The organism is Paenibacillus foliorum, from assembly GCF_013141765.1.
Taxonomy (GTDB): domain Bacteria; phylum Bacillota; class Bacilli; order Paenibacillales; family NBRC-103111; genus Paenibacillus_S; species Paenibacillus_S foliorum.
Genome location: NZ_WHOD01000045.1, coordinates 1 through 22611, shown reverse-complemented (window position 1 = coordinate 22611; position 22611 = coordinate 1). Strand labels below are relative to the sequence as shown.

Annotated in this window: 22 protein-coding genes and 2 pseudogenes; 21 read left to right on the top strand and 3 right to left on the bottom strand. The window is 41.3% G+C overall.

Going from position 1 to position 22611, the window contains the following annotated elements; all coding sequences use genetic code 11:
* Positions 1–37: 37 nt before the first annotated feature.
* Both GC093_RS08335 and GC093_RS08330 read right to left on the bottom strand, forming a co-directional pair.
* Positions 38–1333 carry a stalk domain-containing protein gene (locus tag GC093_RS08335; protein WP_171651407.1) on the bottom strand — a complete coding sequence of 432 codons (1296 nt, stop codon included), beginning with the start codon at positions 1331–1333 and terminating at the stop codon, positions 38–40.
* 546 nt (positions 1334–1879) lie between these two features.
* Positions 1880–3445, bottom strand: coding sequence for a HEAT repeat domain-containing protein (locus GC093_RS08330; protein WP_171651406.1), 1566 nt, complete (start codon positions 3443–3445; stop codon positions 1880–1882).
* Positions 3446–3584: 139 nt separating this feature from the next.
* Between GC093_RS08330 and GC093_RS08325 the strand changes: the two genes are divergently transcribed.
* From GC093_RS08325 to GC093_RS08295, 7 genes are all read left to right on the top strand, one after another.
* Positions 3585–4457 carry a helix-turn-helix domain-containing protein gene (locus tag GC093_RS08325; protein ID WP_171651405.1) on the top strand — a complete coding sequence of 291 codons (873 nt, stop codon included), beginning with the start codon at positions 3585–3587 and terminating at the stop codon, positions 4455–4457.
* A gap of 292 nt (positions 4458–4749) precedes the next feature.
* Complete coding sequence (locus GC093_RS08320; RefSeq protein WP_171651404.1) at positions 4750–5847, top strand: mandelate racemase/muconate lactonizing enzyme family protein; 1098 nt, start codon at positions 4750–4752, stop codon at positions 5845–5847.
* Between the two features lie 74 nt (positions 5848–5921).
* Complete coding sequence (locus GC093_RS08315) at positions 5922–6620, top strand: GntR family transcriptional regulator (protein ID WP_171651403.1); 699 nt, start codon at positions 5922–5924, stop codon at positions 6618–6620.
* Positions 6621–6928: 308 nt separating this feature from the next.
* Positions 6929–7669, top strand: a complete 741-nt coding sequence (locus GC093_RS08310) for a YheC/YheD family protein (protein ID WP_312886479.1) — start codon at positions 6929–6931, stop codon at positions 7667–7669.
* Between the two features lie 317 nt (positions 7670–7986).
* The gene (selD, locus tag GC093_RS08305; RefSeq protein ID WP_171651402.1) at positions 7987–9036 is read left to right on the top strand and encodes a selenide, water dikinase SelD; all 1050 of its coding nucleotides are present in this window, start codon (positions 7987–7989) and stop codon (positions 9034–9036) included.
* A gap of 14 nt (positions 9037–9050) precedes the next feature.
* Positions 9051–10109: a tRNA 2-selenouridine(34) synthase MnmH gene (mnmH, locus tag GC093_RS08300; RefSeq protein WP_171651401.1), complete on the top strand. Its 1059-nt coding sequence runs from the start codon at positions 9051–9053 to the stop codon at positions 10107–10109.
* A 96-nt stretch (positions 10110–10205) separates the two neighbouring features.
* Positions 10206–10808, top strand: a complete 603-nt coding sequence (locus tag GC093_RS08295) for a class I SAM-dependent methyltransferase (RefSeq protein WP_171651400.1) — start codon at positions 10206–10208, stop codon at positions 10806–10808.
* 428 nt (positions 10809–11236) lie between these two features.
* Here the strand turns inward: GC093_RS08295 and GC093_RS08290 are convergent, their stop codons facing one another.
* Entirely contained in the window at positions 11237–11707 is a 471-nt protein-coding gene (locus GC093_RS08290; RefSeq protein ID WP_171651399.1) for a GlcG/HbpS family heme-binding protein, read from the bottom strand.
* Positions 11708–12452: 745 nt separating this feature from the next.
* Here GC093_RS08290 and GC093_RS08285 point away from each other — a divergent pair.
* The 14 genes and pseudogenes from GC093_RS08285 (at position 12453) to lepB (ending at position 22492) form a co-directional block, all read left to right on the top strand.
* Positions 12453–13952 carry a malate:quinone oxidoreductase gene (locus GC093_RS08285; protein WP_171651398.1) on the top strand — a complete coding sequence of 500 codons (1500 nt, stop codon included), beginning with the start codon at positions 12453–12455 and terminating at the stop codon, positions 13950–13952.
* 498 nt (positions 13953–14450) lie between these two features.
* A complete protein-coding gene (locus tag GC093_RS08280; RefSeq protein WP_171651397.1) occupies positions 14451–14588 on the top strand; it encodes a hypothetical protein in 138 nt (45 codons plus the stop codon).
* Positions 14589–14889: 301 nt separating this feature from the next.
* Positions 14890–15273: a DUF302 domain-containing protein gene (locus tag GC093_RS08275; RefSeq protein WP_171651396.1), complete on the top strand. Its 384-nt coding sequence runs from the start codon at positions 14890–14892 to the stop codon at positions 15271–15273.
* 129 nt (positions 15274–15402) lie between these two features.
* A pseudogene (locus GC093_RS08270) lies at positions 15403–16288 on the top strand (3-hydroxyacyl-CoA dehydrogenase).
* A gap of 518 nt (positions 16289–16806) precedes the next feature.
* A complete protein-coding gene (locus GC093_RS08265; protein WP_171651395.1) occupies positions 16807–17202 on the top strand; it encodes a DsrE/DsrF/DrsH-like family protein in 396 nt (131 codons plus the stop codon).
* 23 nt (positions 17203–17225) lie between these two features.
* The gene (locus GC093_RS08260) at positions 17226–18377 is read left to right on the top strand and encodes an MBL fold metallo-hydrolase (protein ID WP_171651394.1); all 1152 of its coding nucleotides are present in this window, start codon (positions 17226–17228) and stop codon (positions 18375–18377) included.
* A gap of 163 nt (positions 18378–18540) precedes the next feature.
* A pseudogene (locus tag GC093_RS08255) lies at positions 18541–18639 on the top strand (DsrE/DsrF/DrsH-like family protein); the annotation flags it as partial.
* A 75-nt stretch (positions 18640–18714) separates the two neighbouring features.
* Entirely contained in the window at positions 18715–19035 is a 321-nt protein-coding gene (gene trxA / locus GC093_RS08250; protein WP_171651393.1) for a thioredoxin, read from the top strand.
* Between the two features lie 30 nt (positions 19036–19065).
* The gene (locus GC093_RS08245; protein ID WP_171651392.1) at positions 19066–19845 is read left to right on the top strand and encodes a sulfite exporter TauE/SafE family protein; all 780 of its coding nucleotides are present in this window, start codon (positions 19066–19068) and stop codon (positions 19843–19845) included.
* 45 nt (positions 19846–19890) lie between these two features.
* Positions 19891–19971, top strand: a complete 81-nt coding sequence (locus GC093_RS36865; RefSeq protein ID WP_376768639.1) for a sulfurtransferase TusA family protein — start codon at positions 19891–19893, stop codon at positions 19969–19971.
* An 87-nt stretch (positions 19972–20058) separates the two neighbouring features.
* The gene (locus tag GC093_RS08240) at positions 20059–20319 is read left to right on the top strand and encodes a metal-sensitive transcriptional regulator (protein WP_171651391.1); all 261 of its coding nucleotides are present in this window, start codon (positions 20059–20061) and stop codon (positions 20317–20319) included.
* An 18-nt stretch (positions 20320–20337) separates the two neighbouring features.
* Positions 20338–20724: a rhodanese-like domain-containing protein gene (locus GC093_RS08235; protein WP_171651390.1), complete on the top strand. Its 387-nt coding sequence runs from the start codon at positions 20338–20340 to the stop codon at positions 20722–20724.
* Positions 20725–21139: 415 nt separating this feature from the next.
* Positions 21140–21397 carry an SDR family NAD(P)-dependent oxidoreductase gene (locus tag GC093_RS35825; RefSeq protein ID WP_246313944.1) on the top strand — a complete coding sequence of 86 codons (258 nt, stop codon included), beginning with the start codon at positions 21140–21142 and terminating at the stop codon, positions 21395–21397.
* A gap of 444 nt (positions 21398–21841) precedes the next feature.
* Complete coding sequence (gene lepB / locus GC093_RS08225) at positions 21842–22492, top strand: signal peptidase I (protein WP_171651389.1); 651 nt, start codon at positions 21842–21844, stop codon at positions 22490–22492.
* The last annotated feature ends 119 nt before the right edge of the window (positions 22493–22611 follow it).

The window sequence follows — 22611 nt, the reverse complement described above, 5'->3', positions numbered from 1 at the left end:
TGGCGCGCCTAAGGTTTTTTTAATAAGATATATTAGGTTACCGTAAATTGGCTAATCCGAATACTCCATTCTCCGGCCACATGTAGTGATAGGTACTTAGTACCAAATTAGCTCTTGATCGTACATCAGGGTCGCGAAGGAGAGCATCGTTCAACGGTTCGGTGACCAGCATTTCTTTCTCTCGTTCGCCCGCGCGTAGAAATAAGCGAATTTTACGATTTCCCTCGCCATTGGGTTCTTTGATCAGCTCGTTGAACGGGGCGGTGAACTGCACCGCTTTTTCTCCTAACTCTAGAGGTCGGTCGTAACGGTAAAGCACCTGATCGTTATTGACTTTGTCGACAATTAGATCGGCTTCCCCAGCTATGCTAGAGGATAACCTCATCTCCAGGATAGGACGCTGCAGCTCATCGATAGGCCTGGTATCCTTAATCTGTGCCATATAAGAATCCGCCAGCCAGTTCACCTGCAATCCGAGCTTCTCAGCTGTGCTTCTCAGTGCTACATATACTACGCCATCATAGGTAAATGGCAGGTTTTCAGCGGCAAATATTTTTCCATCAACACGCATCTGGACGTCTGAATAAGTTACACCTGCATCGAAAGGGGCAGTTCCAGCCGGTATGCCAGTAGAATTACCGGTAAATTCGGATTGAGAAGGATCACCCTTGGCGAAGATTCCAGCCCAATCGGATTTTAGCATAATTTCATAGCGCCCTAATTTGGAATCCCATATAGTAACATAACCAAGAGCATCTCGGAAGAAAGTCATGGGTACATAAAGCGAGTTTTTGAAAAAGACGGGTGCAGGCTGGAATGGAATTAACTTATCATCCAAGGAAATAGTAACATCGTTCCCTGGGTATAAAGTTTCTGTATGTACTCCTGGTGCAGGTACAGGCACTATGTCCAAATCCTTGATCTGCGCTATGCGCTCTTGAACCTGGTCTCCTTCATAAATGTCAAACACACTTGCAGAAGGGTATCCAAGACGGTTGTTAGCATACACCAAATAATTGTGGCCCAGCTCAAATGTAGCACCACACTGGTCGCTATCTATGGGTGTAAGCAAGGTGCGGACTGCACTACCCTTGTAGTTTGTCTCTGTCACAAATGTTCCCATCCGGTAGAGCTTGCCTTCGAAGTATACGTTGTCTACTTTAATGGGGGCTCCGTAAAACACGCTGCTCGCTACCGAGTAGTCGTACTCCGGTGTAGTGCTTTCGCCTTTTGAGCAGGCATAAGCTTGCTCCGGACTTGCTGTTATTCCAGCCGGAATTGAGGCCAGGGCGAGTACAGCAGCCGTTATACACGTTAGTATTGTTTTTTTCATACAAGTGACACTCCTTTGTTCTGGGGGGGAAGAATCCCGTTTTTCACCGTTTCATGAAAAGGTGCTTTCCTATTATATATTCGAAGCCTCTAGGAACTTTCCGGGTGTCAGTTAATAAAAAATAAAAATTCAACCTAAAAATGATGAAATTGTACATGAGGACATCAAATTCCTACAGAAGACAATAAAAACCAAGTAGAGAATGATGGACGATAAATACAAGAGGGCGATTGCAAATCTGCGTTGCGTTGAGAAGCTGGTAAGGCTTTTTTGATCCATCCCGTGAGGTGCTAAGATTCAGCAGGAGTATTTAATTACATAATATATATTATGTAAACTAACTCAAGAAAACGTGGGCAATTATTTTTGTCGGATAAATAAGTCTTACTGACTACAAAAGGGTGCTGCTGGAAATATGAGTTAATATCTCTTCCTCGCGCTTCTATTGCAATATGGAGGGCTAATGGTAAAAAAAGCCTTAGTCCGTTAAATTACCGAACTAAGGCCGCTAAATAAGAAAAACCTATTTATTGGTGAGCATTTTACTTAGAAGGTGCTGGCTTTACTTGTATCCGAACACCAACGGGAAGTGCGGTAATGCCGAATCAAGATATCAACTGCTTCCTCTGTTCGCAGGTGAGTAATTGCTTCCGCCGCGTAAGCTCTGACGTAGCGGTCATTGCTGTACATCGATTTCTCCAGTGAGCGGACAACTTGCTTCACATCGCCTGTCTTACCTGTTCGCAGCAGTGACAGCGCAGCGGTATAACCAATCTTATTGGTAATGTAGTGCTGATTGCTTATATCCATGTTTTTCGATTCTGAAGCATCGTTAGTTTCACATAGCAGGGAATCCTCCAATACATTCGCTAATGACTGAACGGCCTGTTCACCAGCATTCCTGATTATACCTAATGCTTCGACCGCATTCCGACGAACCCATTCGCTTTCATCCTGAAGGCATGATATTAGCGAGGGTACCGCCTCACCTCCAGAATATCCTATCATTCCGATTACGAACACCGCCAGCGCACGGCGCTTCTCATCCTCATGTTTCATAACCTTCAGCAACTCGGGAATAGCCTCTATGCCAGCTCCTTGTAATCCGTATGCGGCACGTTCCGCTACTAAGCTTGAGCCCTCCTTTATTTGGTAGATCAGCACTTCGATCCCTTGTTTTCCAAGATGTCCAAGTGCATAGGCTGCATTTAAAGCGGTCGTTTCAACCGGATCGTTCAATAGAAGCCCTAATTTAGGGGCGCAAGAACCGGCCACTGCTCCGAATCGTCCCAACTCGTCGGCTGCTAGCTCGCGAAGGGTCGCATCCTCTGATTCAAGCTCTTGCCTTAATACCAACAAACGCTCCTCATTCGAGGTCACGCCGTCTTGTTTTGTCATATGTTGTTCTCCACGGAGCCAATCCCAGACGTCTTGCCATAAATTCATATGGATAGCTGGCATCCCATTTGGAACTATCATTTCCTTGCTTTGATGATTCCAGCTCGGAAGTTCAGGAGCGGACAATCGGAGAAATTGAAACTTAAGCATATACCGATCTAGATCAGATACATTGAGCGAAGCTTTATGCCACAAGTCGAAATGCACCAGTACCATAGTTCCCGCCTTGCCTGTCGGCAGCAGAGACTCGCCACGGTTGTCGATAAATTTTTCGTAGTAGTGGGTCCCCGGCATAATGGTAGTAGGCCCTAACTCTTCGGTAATATCGTGGGTGTAATAAAAAATCATCGCCCACCACGGTCGATGGCTGCGCATTGAAGACCAATAGCCGTCTTTGTGCCATTTTCCACCGCCCGGCGTCAGATTTCCCGGCTGGTTGAAATGACAGTGACGGTGCGGATGCATGTAATAATCCGATCCAAGCACACTCGTTAAGGCTCCTTTGACAACCGGCGTATCGAACAGCTGCTGTATGTCAGGAACACGGGGGAGAATATTGTTGCCAGGATTGCCTTCTTCGTGCAGAATGTGATAGATCTGGTTCATTATATTCTGATGAAGCTGTTGAGGCAGGTCATTATGAAGCACAAGATAGCCTTTGGTAATAAAATGCATCATTTGCTCATCAGTCAACAAGTACTTGCTATCTAGCATGTTTAATCCCCCTTAGAATTTGTGTCATTACTTTAAAAATAGTACAGTATCCGGTGTATTTTGTATTTGCAAAAACGTCAATCATTTGTACAATCGTCATATGAATTGCTTTTAAATTTTGTTAAAGGTGGTGAACTGGTTGGATTTTGGAGACTTTCATCCTTATGTTTATTATGCGACCCGCTACCCCTTTTCCAAAGGGCAGACCAGCAGCAATCGAATCAGCTACGCGTCCGCTCTCTATTTGATTAGTGAAGGAAGAGGTGTAATTCAGACTTGCAATCGATCTTACGAAACCGCAGCCGGTTCCTTCGTGTATATCCCGGCTGGGCAGCTTCACCATTGGATTGCCGACGGCGACGAACCGATGGTGCATGTGTGCTGTTACTTCGATTGGACGTACGTAGATCGTCGGGCGGAGTTCACCAACCCGAGTATAATCTGCTTTGATGCAGGCTCTCTGCGGCCTTCTCTGATAGGACCATCATTTCCTTATTCAATACCCGAGCATGTGAAAGTGGAGAAGGTACGACTGTGGATTGATTTCTTCGAGAAGTTTTACACGGATAATCATTTTACGAACGAGCGAACATATATTCGCAATTTAAAGATACAGAGCAGCTTCCAGCAGTTTATTGAGTTTTTTCTCACTTTTGCCCTGAAAGATGAACATTTCCCTGATCCCCGGATGAATAAGCTGCTCGAGAGATTGGATCAGGATTTAGTACACGGCAATCTACAGCCGTTGGTGACATATTACAGTGATCTGCGAATAAGCCGTGGTTATTTTTTCGAGTTGTTCAAACTTGCTACCGGCTTGCCGCCAACACAGTATGTCATCCAATTCAGAATCAATCGAGCAAAGGACGACCTCCGCTTTACGGATTTGAGCGTCACCGAGATCGCGGACAAGCATGGATTTACATCTATTCATTATTTTTCAAAGCTATTTCGCAAGCTAAACGGAAGATCGCCTCGAGAGTATCGTGAAGAGTACAGAGAAGGTCAATGACGAGGGGATTTCTGTTTGGGGTTGAAGCGTGCTGCCTGAGTTAACTGGTTGTAATTTATGTGACCTATAAAACTGTTGACAACACCTTTATTTTTCGTGTATCGTACATGATATATTATTTAACTAGATATTCATTAAACGTAACTAGTGAAGGAGTGATTATTTCAGAGTTAGATGGAGAATAGCAGCTAGGGTTTGAACATAATTCAAATTACTCTAAATAGTTAAAGTCGCATGAAAATTGAAGTTAATACGGTAACAGAAAACCATACATATAAAGGAGAATCATTTTATGAAAATTACTAAAGTTGAGTCATTTGTTCTGCATGTGCCTATAACTCCTCCGATAACGGATGCAATAAATGTTGCTACTCACTGGGGACTGGCGGGGGTACGGATATTTACGGATGAAGGCTTTACAGGATACGGATACACCGGTACTTGTGCAAATGGAGACGAAATGATAACCGATACGATAGATCGGTATTATGCTCCCGAATTAATCGGTAAAGATCCATTCATGGTAAGGGAAATATGGGATCAGCTTCGATTTGGCAAGATGCACTGGATCGGAAGGGCCGGAATTACGCACATGGCTCTTGCCGCAGTGGACATAGCACTGTGGGACATTATGTCCAAAGCTTCGAATAAGCCATTGTGGCAGTATTTGGGTGGCCATAAATCGAAGCAGATAAAGGCTTACAACACAAATGGGGGTTGGCTTAATTGGAGCAAAGAACGGCTGATCAAGGATGTAAGTGAAATCGTCGAGCAAGGATTTACAGGGGTAAAAATTAAAGTAGGTAAGCCCGACCCACATGAAGATTACGACCGCGTTAAAGCCGTAAGGAAAGCAATCGGTGACAATACAATCTTTATGATCGATGTCAATCAGCAGTGGAATATCAATACAGCGATGACTTGGGGCAAGAAGCTGGAGGAGTTTGACCTGTACTGGCTGGAGGAGCCGCTTAATCCGGACGATATTCTTGGACACAAGAAGCTCGCGGATACATTGACGGTGCCAATAGCCTTAGGCGAGCATGTATATTCGAAATATGCATTCCGTGATTATATTCATCAAGGCGCAATCGAATATGTTCAAGTCGATGTGACACGAGTGGGAGGAGTAACAGAGTGGTTGCAGGTTGCAGGACTCGCAGCTTCCTATGACCTGCCAATCTGTCCTCATGTGGGAGATATGGGGCAAATTCACCAGCATCTCGTCGCCTCTACGTCGAACGCAACGATGCTGGAGTATATCCCTTGGATTCGTCATATTTTTGAAGAGCCTGCTACCGTTAAAGACGGTTTTTATATATTGCCTCAGATGCCGGGTGCTTCCACTCAGATAATTCCGAGATTTTTTGAAGAATACAGGGTAAAATAAGGGAGATATAGCCGAATTACGTATGTATATTTTAACCATACATGATAAATGTTTGGACATGACCGAGGTGCACAATGCGCAAGCTAACACGTTCCGTAATGACAGAAGAAATTTATAACATCATCAAAGAGTTTATTCTTAATCATCGATTAAAGCCTGGTGACAAAATCAATATCGACCAATTGGCTAGGGAGCTGGAAGTGTCCAATATTCCTATACGGGAGTCACTCTCTCGCTTGATAGCCGAAGGATTGGTTACAGCCGTACCCTATAAGGGAATGTTCGTGATGCACATGAGCGTGAAGGAGCTCGACGACATATTCGAGCTTCGCCGAACATTGGAATTGCTTGCACTACGTAAAGCAGCGGTTATTATCGAGAAGGAACACATCCTAGACATGCTGAAGGACTGGGAATCAGTTACATTCACTCAAGAGCAAACGCTTGAGGAGGCCTTACTTACTCTTGCAAAGATGAACGATGATTTGCATGGCATGTATTTAAAACACTGCGGCAACGATATGTTGAGACAGCTGGTGGAACAATATATTGAACGGATTCAACGTTATCTTCTGGTGCTGCATCCGGATATCCAGAAGGACCTGCTTCAGATAGAGTGGTCGGAGCATCTGCAAGTGCTCTCAGCTCTATCTGAGGGTAACGTTGAGCTAGCCGTGGAGCGGTTGGAGCATCATCTGAACAATTCCCAAAGTCGAACAAGAAGATTGTTTATAGAAGGGCATGAGCTGTTGACGAGTGGAATAATTACGTAAAAAGAAGAAATAGCCAAAAGCGGCCATATGTATGATGAAGAAAGTGTTTCGATTCGTCTACACTTCATGGTATCGATTAACGCGGGAAATGTCTTGGATTAATCATCGCATCGTGCAGTTATTAATCTCTATAGTATTACTTGAGTCACCTAGCTTAGGGTGGCTTTTTTATTTTCCCTACGAAATGGGAATTTAATCGATATTTCTGGTGAACAGAAGACAGGTTTTACAAAATCATCTAATGCCTGTACCTTCTATGAACCTATTCGCATATATTACTTCAGAACGAGGTGTAGGAGGGCGATAGAGTGAAAAAGGTAAAATATAAAATGGGTAAACTAGGCAAGCATAATTTCATGAAAAGATATAGCAGTATAAGTAAATATTTACCTGACACACAAGCTGCAACTAAATCTAAAATGATCGAAATGCTAGGGCGATATGGCTCACTCTACTTAAAACCAGATGAAGGCACGGGAGGCCGAGGAATATATAAAATAACTAAAACAGATAAGAAATATATCTTAAAGGGAGGAACGGCTTCAAGAAGCTACGATTCATTTGAAGAATTATATAGATCACTTCATAATTTGCTAGTTAAAAACAAATATGTAGTTCAAAAGAGTATTGATCTGTTGAAACATAATAAACGTCCACTTGATATAAGGGTTATGGTGCAAACGAACAGAAATAGACAACTAGTTGTGACAGGTATTATTGGGCGATTAGCTAAGGCGAGAAAAATAGTAACTAATTTCCACAGTGGAGGCACACCTTTACCAATAGAAACCCTTCTCCAATCACATCTTACAGGAAGTAAGAGGTCAAATTATATTAAAGAAATTGGGAAATTGGGAAAACAAGCAAGTGTTGTTCTTCGAGAAAGTTATCGAAGAAATAAAGCTTTTGGGGTTGATATAGCTATTGATTCTAATTTAAAGCCTTGGATTCTTGAAATAAACACTAGACCGGATATGAGTATTTTTAACGCGTTGAAAAACAAAACAATGTATAGGAAAATTTTAAGATATTCCAAATTAAAAGGATGACGGATTGGGATCAAGCAGGATGGTCGCAGCCGACAGAAGCAGTCGTTATCGAAGGGCTTCTGAGGATCATGTAAGAGGATAAGATCATAGCCCCATAAGAATACGCGCCCAGCGCGTATTTTTCATTTTAAGGGGTCAAGTTTTTGTCCAAAGTTTTGTTGATTAAATCTGTTTGAGTTGAACTATTGGAAGATGTCATTATATTCTCCAGATATTAGATTTTGTCGAGTTAAAAGGTTATTATTAAAACATATCGTAAAGATAATAAAGATATGAAGATACATATTTCCTACTGTGTAAAGAAAGGGTGAAGTACATTGTCGACAACAAATAAAATTAAGCTAACATCTTATTCAACAAAGGGGGGGTGTGGATGCAAAATTGGTCCCGCAGATCTTTCTGAGGTGATTAAGTCATTACCAACAGCCATAGCGAATCCAAACCTTCTTGTAGGCATTGACACAAGTGATGACGCCGGTGTTTATAAATTAAGCGATGAGCTCGCTCTCGTACAGACTGTAGACTTTTTTACCCCTATTGTTGATGACCCGTATTCGTTTGGACAGGTCGCTGCTGCAAATGCAATCAGTGACATTTATGCTATGGGTGGCAAGCCGCTTACAGCGTTAAATATCGTTGCTTTTCCGATTCGTACCTTGGACAAGCAAGTGCTTGCTGAAATTTTACGTGGTGCTGGCGATAAAATGATTGAAGCAGGCATTACACTCGTCGGGGGACATTCCATTGACGATAATGAACCCAAATTCGGGCTTGCTGTAACAGGATTGGTACATCCTCAAAAGATACGAACCAATGCAGGAGCCATTCCGGGAGATAAACTGATCTTAACGAAGCCGATTGGTGTAGGTATATTGACAACCTCCATTAAGAAAGATCGGTTAACTGAAGATGAAGTACTACGAGTAACACAGGTTATGGCTACACTGAACAAAACGGCTGCAGAAACTATGGAGCCCTTTGAGGTACATGCCTGCACAGATGTAACTGGTTTTGGCTTGATAGGGCACTCACTTGAAATGGCAAAAGGCAGTAAAGTCGGAATTCGCATTATTGCAAATGATGTGCCTTTGTTGCCAAGAGTCAGGGAATTAGCTGAAGAGGGTTTTGTTCCTGGAGGCACAAAAAATAATTTCTCTCATGTACAGAATTCAATTACATTCCCAGACACATTAGACCAAATCGGACAGTGGATCTTATGCGATGCTGTTACATCCGGAGGTCTTTTAATCTCTGTTGCCGGAGATCAAGCAGATGAGTTGCTCAGTAAACTGAAACTTGCCGGGGTCGAAGCCAGTATGATCGGAGAAACAACAATAGAGCATCCAGGCCATATCGTCGTTATTTAAAGGAGCGAAATCCATTGTTTCAAGACATCACCATAGAAGAGTTGTTAGCTCTTAAGGACAAGAAAGAGTTAGTTATGATTGACGTTCGTTCGCCTTCTGAGTTTCAGGACTCAACGATTCCAGGAAGCATAAACATACCTTTTTTTGATGATAACGAGCGTGCAGAAATTGGAACCATCTATAAGCAAGAGAGTGTTCAGGCTGCTAAAGATAGAGGTCTTGAAATTATTTCTGCCAAATTGCCATCTTTTGTGAAAATGTTTGAAGGAATCAAAGAGCAAAAGGTGGTTTTCTGTTGGCGCGGCGGTATGCGAAGTCATACATCTGCTACAGTTCTTTCGTTTATGGGCATACGAACTTATCGTTTAACAGGGGGCTTCCGTTCCTATCGTAGATGGGTAATCGATGCGCTGGAGAAGATGGATTTTAAACCTCGGGCCTGTGTGATTTCTGGGAATACAGGGGCTGGAAAAACAGCTATATTAAGACGTCTACAGGTGGACGGATACCCAGTTTTGGACTTAGAAGCACTTGCGGGGCATCGGGGATCCATTTTCGGACATGTCGGGCTTAAAGCTAACAATCAGAAAACATTTGAAGCCCTACTTGTCACTAACCTTCTGAAGTTGAAGGATTCACCTTATTTTCTCATAGAGGGTGAAAGCAAACGTATTGGAAAAGCGGTCATTCCTGAGTTCATTGTTAGCAAAAAGGATACCGGTTCACAACTGTACATTGAAATGCCTATTCTTGAGCGTGCCCGTCATATAATTGAAGATTATAGTCCTTGGGAAAACAAACAAGAATTGCTTCAAGCGTATCGGCATATAAAGGACCGGATCCACACCCCGATCGCCAAAGAAATTGAGACAGCTCTTAACGAAGATCAATTTGAGTACGCTGTCAGCCTCCTATTAGAGAATTACTATGATCCTCGCTATGAGCATACGATGACAAAATATAAACAAGAAATAATGACTATTCATGCAGAGACGATTGAAGATGCCGTTGTGGCTGTAAAAGAATTTTTAAAGTCATTAGCTGCCGATTCGATAAGTATAAATCAAATGTAATCTGTATTGGTTAAAATGGAGTGCAAACTGGCAACAGTTGTAGTGCTCCTTTTTTTTGGATTGATCCTATACAGATTATGTAAACGGAGGTGTACCGTGAGTAAAGAGAAATTAATCCGTAAATTTGATAAACAATCCAAAGTGTACGAAATAAGAAGAAAGCAGCAATCTGAGCGAAAATGGCGATCAGCATTGCTTCGAAGTGCGAAGGGGAAGGTATTGGAGGTTGCCGTTGGCGCTGGAGCAAATTTTAGCTTTTATCCTAAAGATGTTGAAGTGATAGCTGTCGATTTCAGCAGTGAGATGTTGTCGAAAGCCAAAGCTTCTGCTGCCGAGAGTGGAATTCGGGCAACGTTTTTGCAAACCGATATTGAGGCGCTATCATTTCCCGAGAACTCATTCGATACAATCGTATCAACATTATCCTTTTGCGGCTACGACAATCCTGTTCAAGTATTGAAATCACTTAGCTTCTTGTGCAAACCAGGAGGACAAATTCTGTTAATGGAGCATGGTCTTAGTTCAAACCGATGGATCGGTGGAACCCAAAAGATGATGGAACCTATGTTCAAACGATTAGTCGGCTGTCATTTGGACCGAGATATAATGGATATTCTTCAACAATCAAATGTACATGTTCACCGTATGGAGAGGTACATATTTAACACCATTCATCTGGTGTGGGCTTCGCCAAAGTGACTCAGAACTCTAGCTACTCGATGGCTTGGCAGGTGTTCAGTGCACAATTCATAATTTTATTTTTACGGATAACAACGGAAGTTCAATTGGAGGTGGCGTGGTCGAAAATAAGTTCTATCCCACTAAAAATCCGCGCACTAGCGCGGTTTTTTCATTTCAATGGATCAGGTTCTTGTCCAAAGCTAAAGACAAGAACTTGATCCATTTGCCGATCATGGACAAGAACTGGGCCCTATTCCCGATTGGATAAAAGTATTCAATTGTTATGCAATCTTCAGCCGTAAACTAACTGGCAGTTTTGTCAAATAGTCTATTTGAGAACGAGTGTCCCAGTATCTAAACAAGCAATTGGGCAATTGAAGACATGGTTAATAAGGAAGGGGAATGTGGAATAAACAGCAGCTAGTAGTAGCTTTCTATTGTGTCAATCACCTGTAAGAATGGCTAGAACCGATACGAGCATTAGTTATTGCCGCGTCTCCAACTCCAAGTAGGCTCATAAAGGCTTGAACGGCTGCATTGGCCACTTCGATGTCTTGAGCGCTCGTGCCTCCACTTACACCGATGCCACCGATGACTTTGTTTTTGCTGACGAAAGGGATGCCTCCGCCCAAGATAACAAGTCTACCATGGTTGGTAGTATTGATACCGAACGAGGGACCACCAGGAAGCGCCGATTGAGCAAGGTTGGCTGTCGGCATCTGCATAGCTACGCTAGTCCAAGCCTTATTCTGGGAGATGTCGATACCAGCAATTCGGGCATTGTCCATGCGATTGAAAGCGATTAGGTTCGCACCCTCATCAACGATCGCGATATCACTGGACAGCCCCATTTGCCTGGCTTTGTGTTCAGCGACTGTAAGCAATTGTTTTGCAATATCCAAGGTTAGTTTGATCAATTTATTCACTCCTCAGGATTTTAATACTCCGTTATTGTATGGTCATTCCCCTAGTAAGGTGAATTCAACAGTTTACCCTCCATCTCGCGAATGTACCGAATAAATCGGACATGCCGTAACTCTGTTCTCATTTATCGAAGTGCACCGTTGCAACAAACACAAACTTGTTCAAACCCTAGCAGCTCAGATGATCGTATCCAACTTAGCAATCAATTCTAGAAATCTACTAAACTAGCCCGTGGATATGCGTACTGTTAATCCTAACATATGGTATAATAGGATGATGGTTATATAGTAATGATAGAATGATTTTATATAAAGATCTACGTAATTTATCAGGTGAGATTATGGAATGATTGTTGATAGAATTAATGCACGATTTTATCAAATTTGTGAATCGAAGTAAATAATAAATTAAAGAGAAAATGGAGATTGCACCAACTTTTACATAAAAAACAAAGATAAGCAAATAAAGAACCATAAATATAGCGATTTGTTTAGCTAGTGTGTTGTACCGCTGGGTGATGATTACGGTTTAAAGATTATCCGGTAAGGCTTTTTCGCCGCACATCTTGTCGTATAGCTTATAACTATCATATAATAGTATATAAATATTTTTTTAATATATAGACTTATAATTGATCCAGAAAAGGTGTGTAACTAGGTCGGGTCCTGGCTTGCTGTAGCGTCTAAGTAGGAGCGCCTAAATCCTTTCTGCAAATTTTAGGGAATAAGGATGGTAAAAATGAGCAACAGAGAAACTAAGACAGACGTCATCTTAATTGGTGCCGGAATCATGAGTGCAACTTTAGGGACACTTCTGAAAGAATTAGTACCGGATTGGGTAATTACAGTGTTTGAGAAGCTCGAAAATGCAGGAGAAGAAAGCTCTAACGAATGGAATAATGCAGGAACAGGGCATGCGGCACTGTGCGAGCTGAACTACACTGTCGAAAAACCAGACGGTTCTATAGATATTAGCAAAGCTATCAATATTAATGAACAGTTTCAGCTTTCAATGCAGTTTTGGTCTTATCTTGTGAACAGCAACCTGATACGTAATCCACAGGACTTTATCATGCCATTGCCTCATATGAGTATGGTACAAGGGGAACAAAATGTAACGTTTTTAAAGAAACGTTATGAAGCGATGTCAAATAATTCTCTGTTTCAAGGGATGGAATTTTCCGATGACCCTGTAAAACTGATGGAATGGATCCCGCTTATTATACAAGATCGTCCATCGAATGAACCCATAGCGGCAACAAAAATCGACTCTGGAACTGATGTCAACTTTGGTGCTTTAACGCGTATTTTGTTTGATCACTTAAAAAGTAATAACGTCGATATCAAATACAAACATAGCGTTGATAATATTAAACGTACTAGCGACGGCTCGTGGGAATTGAAAGTACGAAACGACAGAGGTAACATCGAGCACCATACTGCAAAATTCGTCTTTATCGGTGGCGGGGGAGGAAGCCTGCATTTACTGCAAAAATCCGGTATTCCTGAAGGAAAACATTTTGGAGGATTCCCTGTAAGCGGGATATTTATGGTGTGTAATAATCCGGATGTTGTAGCGCAGCATCATGCAAAAGTATACGGAAAAGCTAAGGTTGGAGCTCCACCAATGTCTGTTCCGCATCTTGACACAAGATTTATCGACAATAAAAAATCTTTGCTATTTGGACCGTTTGCCGGCTTTTCACCTAAGTTTTTAAAAACCGGTTCAATGTTTGATTTGGTTACTTCCGTAAAATCGGATAATATCGTAACTATGTTATCGGCAGGTGCGAAGAACATGTCATTGACAAAATACCTGATCGAGCAAGTCATGTTATCGAAAGAAAAGAGAATGGAAGAGTTACGAGAGTTTATCCCTACCGCCAAAAGCGATGATTGGGATTTAGTAGTAGCGGGCCAACGGGTGCAAGTTATCAAAGATACTGAAGCTGGCGGCAAAGGTACTCTTCAATTTGGTACGGAAGTTATTAGTGCCGCTGATGGCTCGATTGCAGCATTACTGGGTGCTTCTCCAGGTGCTTCTACTGCTGTTCACGTTATGCTTGAGATAATTAATAAATGCTTCCCGCAACATATGATAGATTGGGAACCGAAAATTAAAGAAATGATTCCTTCATATGGCGTACCACTAATGGAAAATCCAGAGCTTCTGCACGAAATTCATACTTCAACAGCAGAGACGCTTGGCCTAAGCAAAAAAGAGCTAGTCTATAGTTAATGAGCAATCGTTTCTATGATGAAAGAATCTTTGATCTATTTATAGATTGAAGATTCTTTTTTTTAATATAAATGTACTTACATAATATATCGAAGAAAAGCTTGAGGAATCAGGCTTTTTATTTTTTTGTAGGGGGATTTGTTTCATTTGAAAATGCACAAATCGGACATCGCATAAGGTTTAGTGGGTGTTCTGTGGGGGACAAGAAGATGATGGCATTTCGAATGAATTAACATAATAATAATTATGTAAACAAATTAGCGGATTTAGCCGGATGTGTCCCAGAACATGACGAAATCCTAAGTCGACAAAGGCTTATCTTGTAAAACTTCACGTAAGAAAAGCGGATATGTGAGTAAGTATTATTATCTCACAATATACCCATACATGTATGCAAAATGATGTGGGTGAATTTGAGTAACTAAAGGAAAATCGATGATTAATCGAATTTTAGACATCTCCCAAGATAAAAGTGTGTATTTATATTGTCGTAGCGGAATGAGAAGCAAACAAGCCGCACGTATTCTTCGAAAAGAATGGCTTCCGGGAGTTAGTCCATTTGCAAGGCGGCATTATTTTCTGGAACAGGAAATTAACGAAATGAACAAAAAAACACTAGCCATAATAGCGGGCTAATGTTTTTTTTTGTTCATAGTACATAAGTGTCATGTACTTGCAAATACTTAATTTGTTGGTGTTTTGAAATGATCTACATAACCCTCTAAGGCCCCTATGAATTCCTTCTCATATGTGAAAGTAAGGCGCTCGATTCATCGGCAATAAGCGTTTCTTTGTAAACTGGACATTTCCCTGTGTTCGTTTACTTATAAAGTTTATGATGTGAGGTGTATCTTTTAAATCCGATTAACTTACTGCGAATTATAATGGAGACCCGAATCATTGAAAATAGAAATTTATGAACGGTGGTTAAAGACCTATGTTTCATTACACAGTCGAAACAAATCAAACGGTAGAGCAAGTTATCGAAAAACTCGAACATAACCTGATGGAAGAAAAATTCGGTGTATTATGGCATTTAGACATGCAGGGGAAGCTTCAGGAGAAAGGAATAGAGTTTCATCAAAAGTATCACATTCTGGAAGTTTGTAATCCTGTCGAAGCGAAACGTGTGCTAAGTGAAAATATGATCGTGGGCTATTTTCTGCCCTGCAAAATAGTCGTCTACGAGGACCAAGGAACGACAAAAATCGGACTGCCCAAACCTACGGCGTTGATTGGGATGGTCGATAACGGTGCGCTGGCTGCTATTGCCGAGGATGTTGAAAAACGATTAATTTCTTGTATTGATCAGACGAAATAACCGACAAAAGAGAGTGATGTGCTGGTCGGTCACAATACAGTAGGCGATGGTTAGTTCTAGATCATGATTACAGCCTGGCACGCGGTTAACTCAAATTAATAAAGGAGACCTGCAATGAATTAAAAGCATATCACCGTTGCCGGTAGCGGTGTTCTAGGGAGTCAAATCACGTTCCAAATTGATTTCAAAGGGTTTGATGTTTTCATATACGATGTTAACGATGAAGCGTTAGCGCGCGCCAAAGAAAGAATTATGCATTTGAAACCGCGTTATCAAGAGGATCTCGGGGCAACTGAAGATGAGGTTGATGCAGCTTATCATCGTATTACGTTTCACAACGATTTATATTCAGCGGTTGCAAAGGCAGACCTCGTGATCGAAGGCGATTCCTGAAGTCGTTCAACTGAAAATGGATTTCTATAAGGAATTAGGAAAAGTAGCTCCCCAAAAAACGAACTTTGCAACAAACTCTTCAACATTATTGCCAAGCCAATTTGCGGAAGCGACAGGTCGGCCGGAAAAATTTCTGGCGTTGCATTTTGCTAATGAAATATGGAAAAACAATACGGCCGAAATTATGAAACATCCCGGAACGGATCAGAAAGTGTTCGATGATGTTATCGAATTCGCAAAAGCCATCGGGATGGTTGCTTTACCTTTATATAAAGAACAGCCGGGCTATAATTTGAATTCGTTGTTAGTACCTCTTTTGGAAGCTGCGCAACTGCTCTTGATTAAAGAAGTCGCCGACGTGGAAACGATCGATAAAACGTGGATGGTCGCAACGGGAGCACCCCTTGGTCCTTTTGCCATCCTGGACGTGGTGGGCATCAATACAGCTTATAATATCGGACATGCTAAAGCGTTGGCTACAGGTAATCAAGAATTTGAAGAAGTGTCTCAGTTATTGAAATCAGCATACATCGATAAAGGGAAACTCGGTCGGGCAACGGGTGAAGGATTTTATAAATACCCAAATCCCAGTTTCATGAAGCCGGGGTTTTTAAAAAGTTAAAGTCAATCTTCTTCTCTCTTGATCAGGGGTATCCCTTGGATGTATTGACATGGGTCAGCGATTATTAGGTGCTATATTTCTTTTATGGTGAACAAAGAAGAGAAGAAGGCAGGATTCATACTGGAGTGGGCATGTAATTGAAATGCTTCTCGCTAAAGAGTTGCTTGGAACTTATCAGTGGAAAAAGGTGTTCGGACTTGGTCTGAATGCCTTTTTCACAGTCTTCGTCTGACAAAAGCTGTCGGGGAACAAGAACATTATCCCCTTCCCGAATTCACAACTATGCTAACGATCAGTTTAAATAGGGAACTTTTGCTTTCTCAGCACACCGCGACGACCAAAGTTCTATTCATATCGTAAGTCTGTTGACAAGTAAGTATGATTCATTTATATTATCAATATACCCATACTGGTATCTGTATGAATGTTCGGGCGGCGAGGTGAACTTATCGATTATTGACAGCAAATACTGACCCCGAAAATAATAACAAAAAAACATAACTATGGAGGTTATTATGATGAATAAAAAAGTAGCGATAATAGCAGCAAACGGCGGATTATTTGATGCATATAAAGTTTTCAATATTGCAACGGCTGCAGCGGCAACCGATGCACAAGTAGCGATTTTCTTCACATTCGAAGGTTTGAATCTAATTCATAAGGATATGCATAAGCAATTGCCACTTCCGCAAGGAAAAGAGCAATTACAAGAAGGGTTTGAAAAGGCAAATGTGCCTTCCATTGAAACTTTAGTTGAAATGGTTCGAGAAATGGGAGTTCGATTGATTGTGTGCCAAATGACAATGGATGTGATTGGTTTGGAAAAACAACATTTTGTTGAAGGTATAGAAGTAGGCGGTGCAGCAACGTTCCTAGATTTTGCTTTTGATGCTGACGTAACTTTATCATTCTAAATCAACTAATGGAGGGAAAAATAATGAGTGCAAATCAGGTTCTATTAAGAGGAATGACAGCTGCAGAGTTGACGAAGAAAATTCTCGGCAACGAACCATTGTTTGTTTTGGATGTTCGAAATGAGAGTGATTTTAACGATTGGAAAATTGAAGGCAATCAGGTTCAGACGATTAATGTTCCTTACTTTGAACTCCTTGAAGGTGTGGACAGCGTGTTAGATAAAATTCCAGCCAATCAAGAAGTACTTGTCGTTTGTGCCAAGGAAGGCTCATCTAAATTTGTAGCCGAGCAACTAATTGAACAAGAGATTTCAACCGTTTCTTACCTTGTAGGAGGAATGAAATCTTGGAGCGAGCATTTAGAACCTGTAAAGATCGGCGATTTGAAGGATGGAGGTTCTATTTATCAATTCGTGCGGATCGGAAAAGGCTGCCTTTCTTATATGGTGATCTCTAATGGAGAAGCTGCAATCATTGATACGCTTCGTATGATAGATGTATTTGAGAATTTTGCCAAAGATAACAATGCGATTATTAAACATACTATTGATACGCATCTGCACGCGGATCATATCTCAGGCGGGCGCAGATTAGCTGAATTGACAGGGGCTTCTTACTGGCTTCCACCAAAAGACGCAGATGAAGTCGTATTTGATTATCAAAATCTTGAGGAAAATGCGGATATTATGGTTGGAAAAACGAAAATTAATATCCAGCCTATTTATTCACCAGGTCATACGATCGGAAGTACCTCGTTAATCGTTGATAATCAGTATTTGCTTTCGGGGGATATTTTATTTGTTAAATCGATTGGCCGTCCTGATTTAGCCGGAAAAGCGGAAGATTGGGTTGGCGATCTGCGAAACACTTTATATAACCGCTACAAACAATTGTCGGATGATTTACTTGTTCTTCCTGCACACTTTGGCAAATCGACGGAGTTAGGTGAAGGAGGCAAAGTAGTTGCGCGTTTGGGAGACTTGTATCGCGATAATCCAGGATTGAACATTCAAGATGAAACCCAATTCAGAAAAGCAGTTACTGAAAATTTGCCGCCTCAGCCAAACGCCTATAAGGAAATTAGACAAACCAATATGGGGAAAATCACCCCTTCAGATGAAGAGCAGCGTGAGATGGAAATTGGGCCGAACCGGTGTGCTATACACGATAATTAAGATTAGAATGAGCAGGAATTTTTAAACTATTATTTGTTGAGCAAAACACGCACTTTTGATACCCATACAAGTATGTGTATGGATGAAAAACGGGATGATTTAATCAAATGAATGACAGTAAGGAAAAATCAACGATTGTTTTATTTAGTGGAGATTTGGATAAGGCGTGAGAATGGGTGCTTACACAATGACGATGGATCTGTTAGGTCTGCAAAAGGAAGAATTGATGGATGGTATTGAATATGCGGGTGTTGCCGCGTAATCAGGTGACGCATCAGAGGCTAAAGTGAATTTATTTATTTAATAAAGGTCATGGGAACGCAAGGAGGTCATGTAGATGGCTTTAATTCAAGTCTCGGATCACGATTTTGAGGAAAAAGTAATGAAGGCTAAAGTTCCAGTGCTCGTCGATTTTTATGCAGATTGGTGTGAGCTATTCCAAGTAATCGAACCAATGCTGCAGGAATTGAGCGAAGATTTTAGTAATCACGCGGTTATTGCAAAAGTGAATATTGATGAAAATCCGATGGTAGCAAATCAACACCATATCATAAGTATACCCACAATGAAGCTTTTTAAAGACGGAAAGCTGACAGCTATGATGATTGGACGACAGCCCAAAAGTGAACTGACTAAAATGATTAGAGATCTTTTGTAAGGCTGGAATCACTTCAGAAAGGAGAAAGTTATGGACTATGGATGGATCATCCTATTGCTCGCTATTGGATTCGTTGGGTCATTAATCTCTGGGATGGTTGGAATCGGGGGTTCCATCATCAAGTATCCAATGCTACTGTACATTCCTCCAGCCCTGGGCTTTGCTGCATTCAGCGCTCAGGAAGTATCAGCCATCAGTGCGGTTCAAGTTTTTTTTGCAACACTTGCCGGTATGTTGGCCTTCCGCAAAGGGGGATATATCAATAAATCCCTTGTATTCGTCATGGGGGGAACCATTGTTGTCGGGAGCTTCCTAGGCGGATACGGGTCTAAATTTTTGTCCGACTCGTTTATCAACATTACTTATGCGGTTCTGGCTCTAATTGCAGCCGTGATGATGTTTCTTCCGAAAAAAGCGCAGGAAGACATGGACTTTACAAAATTAAAGTTCAATAAACCGCTAGCCGCTAGCCTTGCGGGCATCATTGGGATTGTATCGGGGATTGTTGGTGCAGCAGGTGCGTTTATTACCGTACCCGTAATGCTGGTTATTCTGAAAATCCCTACACGAGTTGCCATTGCTTCTTCTTTAGCCATTACCTTTATATCCTCTATCGGTTCAACAACCGGGAAGGCGATGGGGGGACATATGCTCCTTGTCCCATCGATTGTCATGGTTATTGCAAGTACCATCGCGGCTCCCATTGGGGCTAAAATTAGCAAGAAATTGAATGCTAAGGTGCTGCAGTGGATTTTGGCTGCACTGATTGTCGCTACTGTCGTCAAAATATGGATGGATATTTTAACTTAAAAGGAGGTCAAAAATTTTAAGTCAATTGTAAAAGTCAATCATGTTTTGGAATGTGAAGGGCTCGCGTGCCCGCTGCCTGTCGTTAGGACTAAAAAAATCATGGACGAAATGAATCCCGAAATTTGAGGAGGATATATAGAATGGCCTTTTGAAGAGGAAACTCTTATTTGACCATAAAGTCATGAAATAACGAGTAAAGGACGGCGACTAAGAATGAACTATGATGATAGAGTGAAAAAACAACTTAGACGAATTGAAGGACAAGTTCGAGGAGTTTTGAACATGATGGAAGAGGAGAAACATTGCAAGGACGTGGTGAGTCAGTTGTCTGCCATTCGAAGTGCTACAGATAAGGCTATTGCTTACATTGTAGCGGTCAACTTGGAAAGGTGCATTCTTGAAGAAAAAGCAGAGGGAAATAATACAGAGAAGCTGGTCAAAGAAGCTATGGATTTGTTGGTAAAAAGTCGTTAAACTTAGGGGGGCCATCATATGAATTTTTCTACAATCTTGAATATAATAATTGTCCTATTGGCAGTTTGGTTTATTTACACACGCATTGCACCTATTAAAGGACTTAAAAATATGAGTGCTAAAGATTTTCAGCAAAGCTTACATCACCCTGGCGCTCAATTGGTTATTGATGTGCGTGAACCTTTCGAATATAAACAAGGCTTTATACCTGGAGCCAAAAATATCCCCCTGTCACAATTGGAAAGTCGAATGAATGAACTGCAGAAAGATAAAGAAATTTTTTTATACTGCCGAAGCGGAATGAGAAGTAAACAAGCTGGAAAGCTGTTAATCAAACATGGTTTCATCCAATTAGCCCATCTTCAAGGAGGAATAAGTGCTTGGAAAGGAAAAATTTCGAACTAATGGAAATGGTCAGAGAACTTATACTCTGGCCATTTTATTTGTTTTCATATTTTTCTATTCAACTTTGAAATCAATTAGGTTATTCGGCAATACGTAACAACGTAACAACTTGTAACGGAAAACAATTGTTGAATAGCAACAAAAATTCATGGGCCCAGCAGCAACTAGTAAAGGATATACAAGCATATATACTCATTAGAGCAGGGAGAATATGAGTGAATTAAGCGGAGTTTCTCTTGAAAAAATCCGTCTGAGAGGGAATGATTAAGTTAATTAATTCTTCAAACGTGGATATAATATTCGACAAGCGGCGACTTTTTCATCGTGTTTCCGAAGGAGCAACAATCGAGAATAAAATTGTAACTTAGCTTCAGCCTAAGAATAAATCTCGATAAAATCACATGGAGAGATACCTATGAGTACGTTGGCTGGAAAGGTCGCAATCATCACTGGCGGTGCTGGTGGAATCGGGAAAACTACCACTGAAAAGTTTTTGAAGGAAGGAGCCAAAGTCCTTATTAGTAGACTTAATGCAAGATTCCAAGACAAAGCGAAAAGTGAGCTGGAAGACATCAACGCTGTCAAAGCCGATGTAACGAACGAATCCGAAGTCCAGCAATGTGTCAAACAAGTCATCGAGCATTTCACATTTTCTTTAATAACAAGATTTTGATCAAGTGATCAGCGTCAATGTGTATGCGGCGTATTTCTAGGCCTTAAACATGTGATTCCCAGACTAATAAGCCATAAAAGCGTCCGTGGCCGGTTTGGATGACAGTCTCGGAGTACATCCAAACACGCAGTTGTAGGATTTACGAAAACCGCTGCTATAGAAGCGTGTCGGGTGACAAGAACATAGATGCTTTGAGATCCCCGTAGATAGGGGATTTTTTATTTCAAAGCGCATATGTTTGTGTCGCGAGGCGACGACACAAACATATGTGCATAATCGTTTTACGACACAAACATATGCGCATAATCGCGAATGAACTTGACCCGAATATCATGCTCGCTACGAACGGGCAGGATAGTGCAACTCCAACTATTGGATTGTATAATATACAGATGATAAAGGTCAGTTTCATTGGAGAAAGGGTTCTATTTGGAGGTGAAATAAATGCGTGTATGCATTTTCATTTTGTTAATTGCAGCTCTAATATCAGCGTGTTGTCAGGAGCCATTGCAAGATAACGAAACAAAGCAGGAAATCGGCAAAATAACTGCCACTAATGGGATGAGTGTGTATCATCATGGTTACGACAATATGGACCGCGGTCATCATGAATTCGATGGTGTTGATATTGTTGTGGACTTAACTTATTACAAATCAACTCCAATTCAAAGGGGAGACATTATTTATTATAAAAATCCGAAATTGGAGAATTCAAAGTTAAATTTAAGCGAATATGAAATTTCGAGAGTTATCGCCTTGCCTGGTGAAAAAATTAGGATTAATAAGGGTCAGATTTATATAAATGGAAGAAAACTTGATACCTTTTACGGGGAAGCACACCGCCTTGGAATGAACATTGAGGAACTGCAAAAGGCATCAGAGCGGTCTGATTTAGCTGATAACATCCGTAATAATTTTAAAGGGAACGCTAAAGATTTTTTAGAAAGTAAAGATACAAATATTAAAGAATTAAAAGTACCTGACGGACAGTATTACATTATTGGAGACGATTGGTTTCGCAGTGCAGACAGCAGATATTTTGGAACCATTCCGAAAGACAGCATACTTGGTAAGGTTATGGGTGATAAGCAATAGTGATGCGGATTTGTGCAGGAGCGGATTTATCCCTAGTTCTTCATTAAGCTAATGGATAACGATAGTTCAATAAACAAATCACAACGCGGCTGCCGGCATAGATCGGCAGCCGCGTTGTG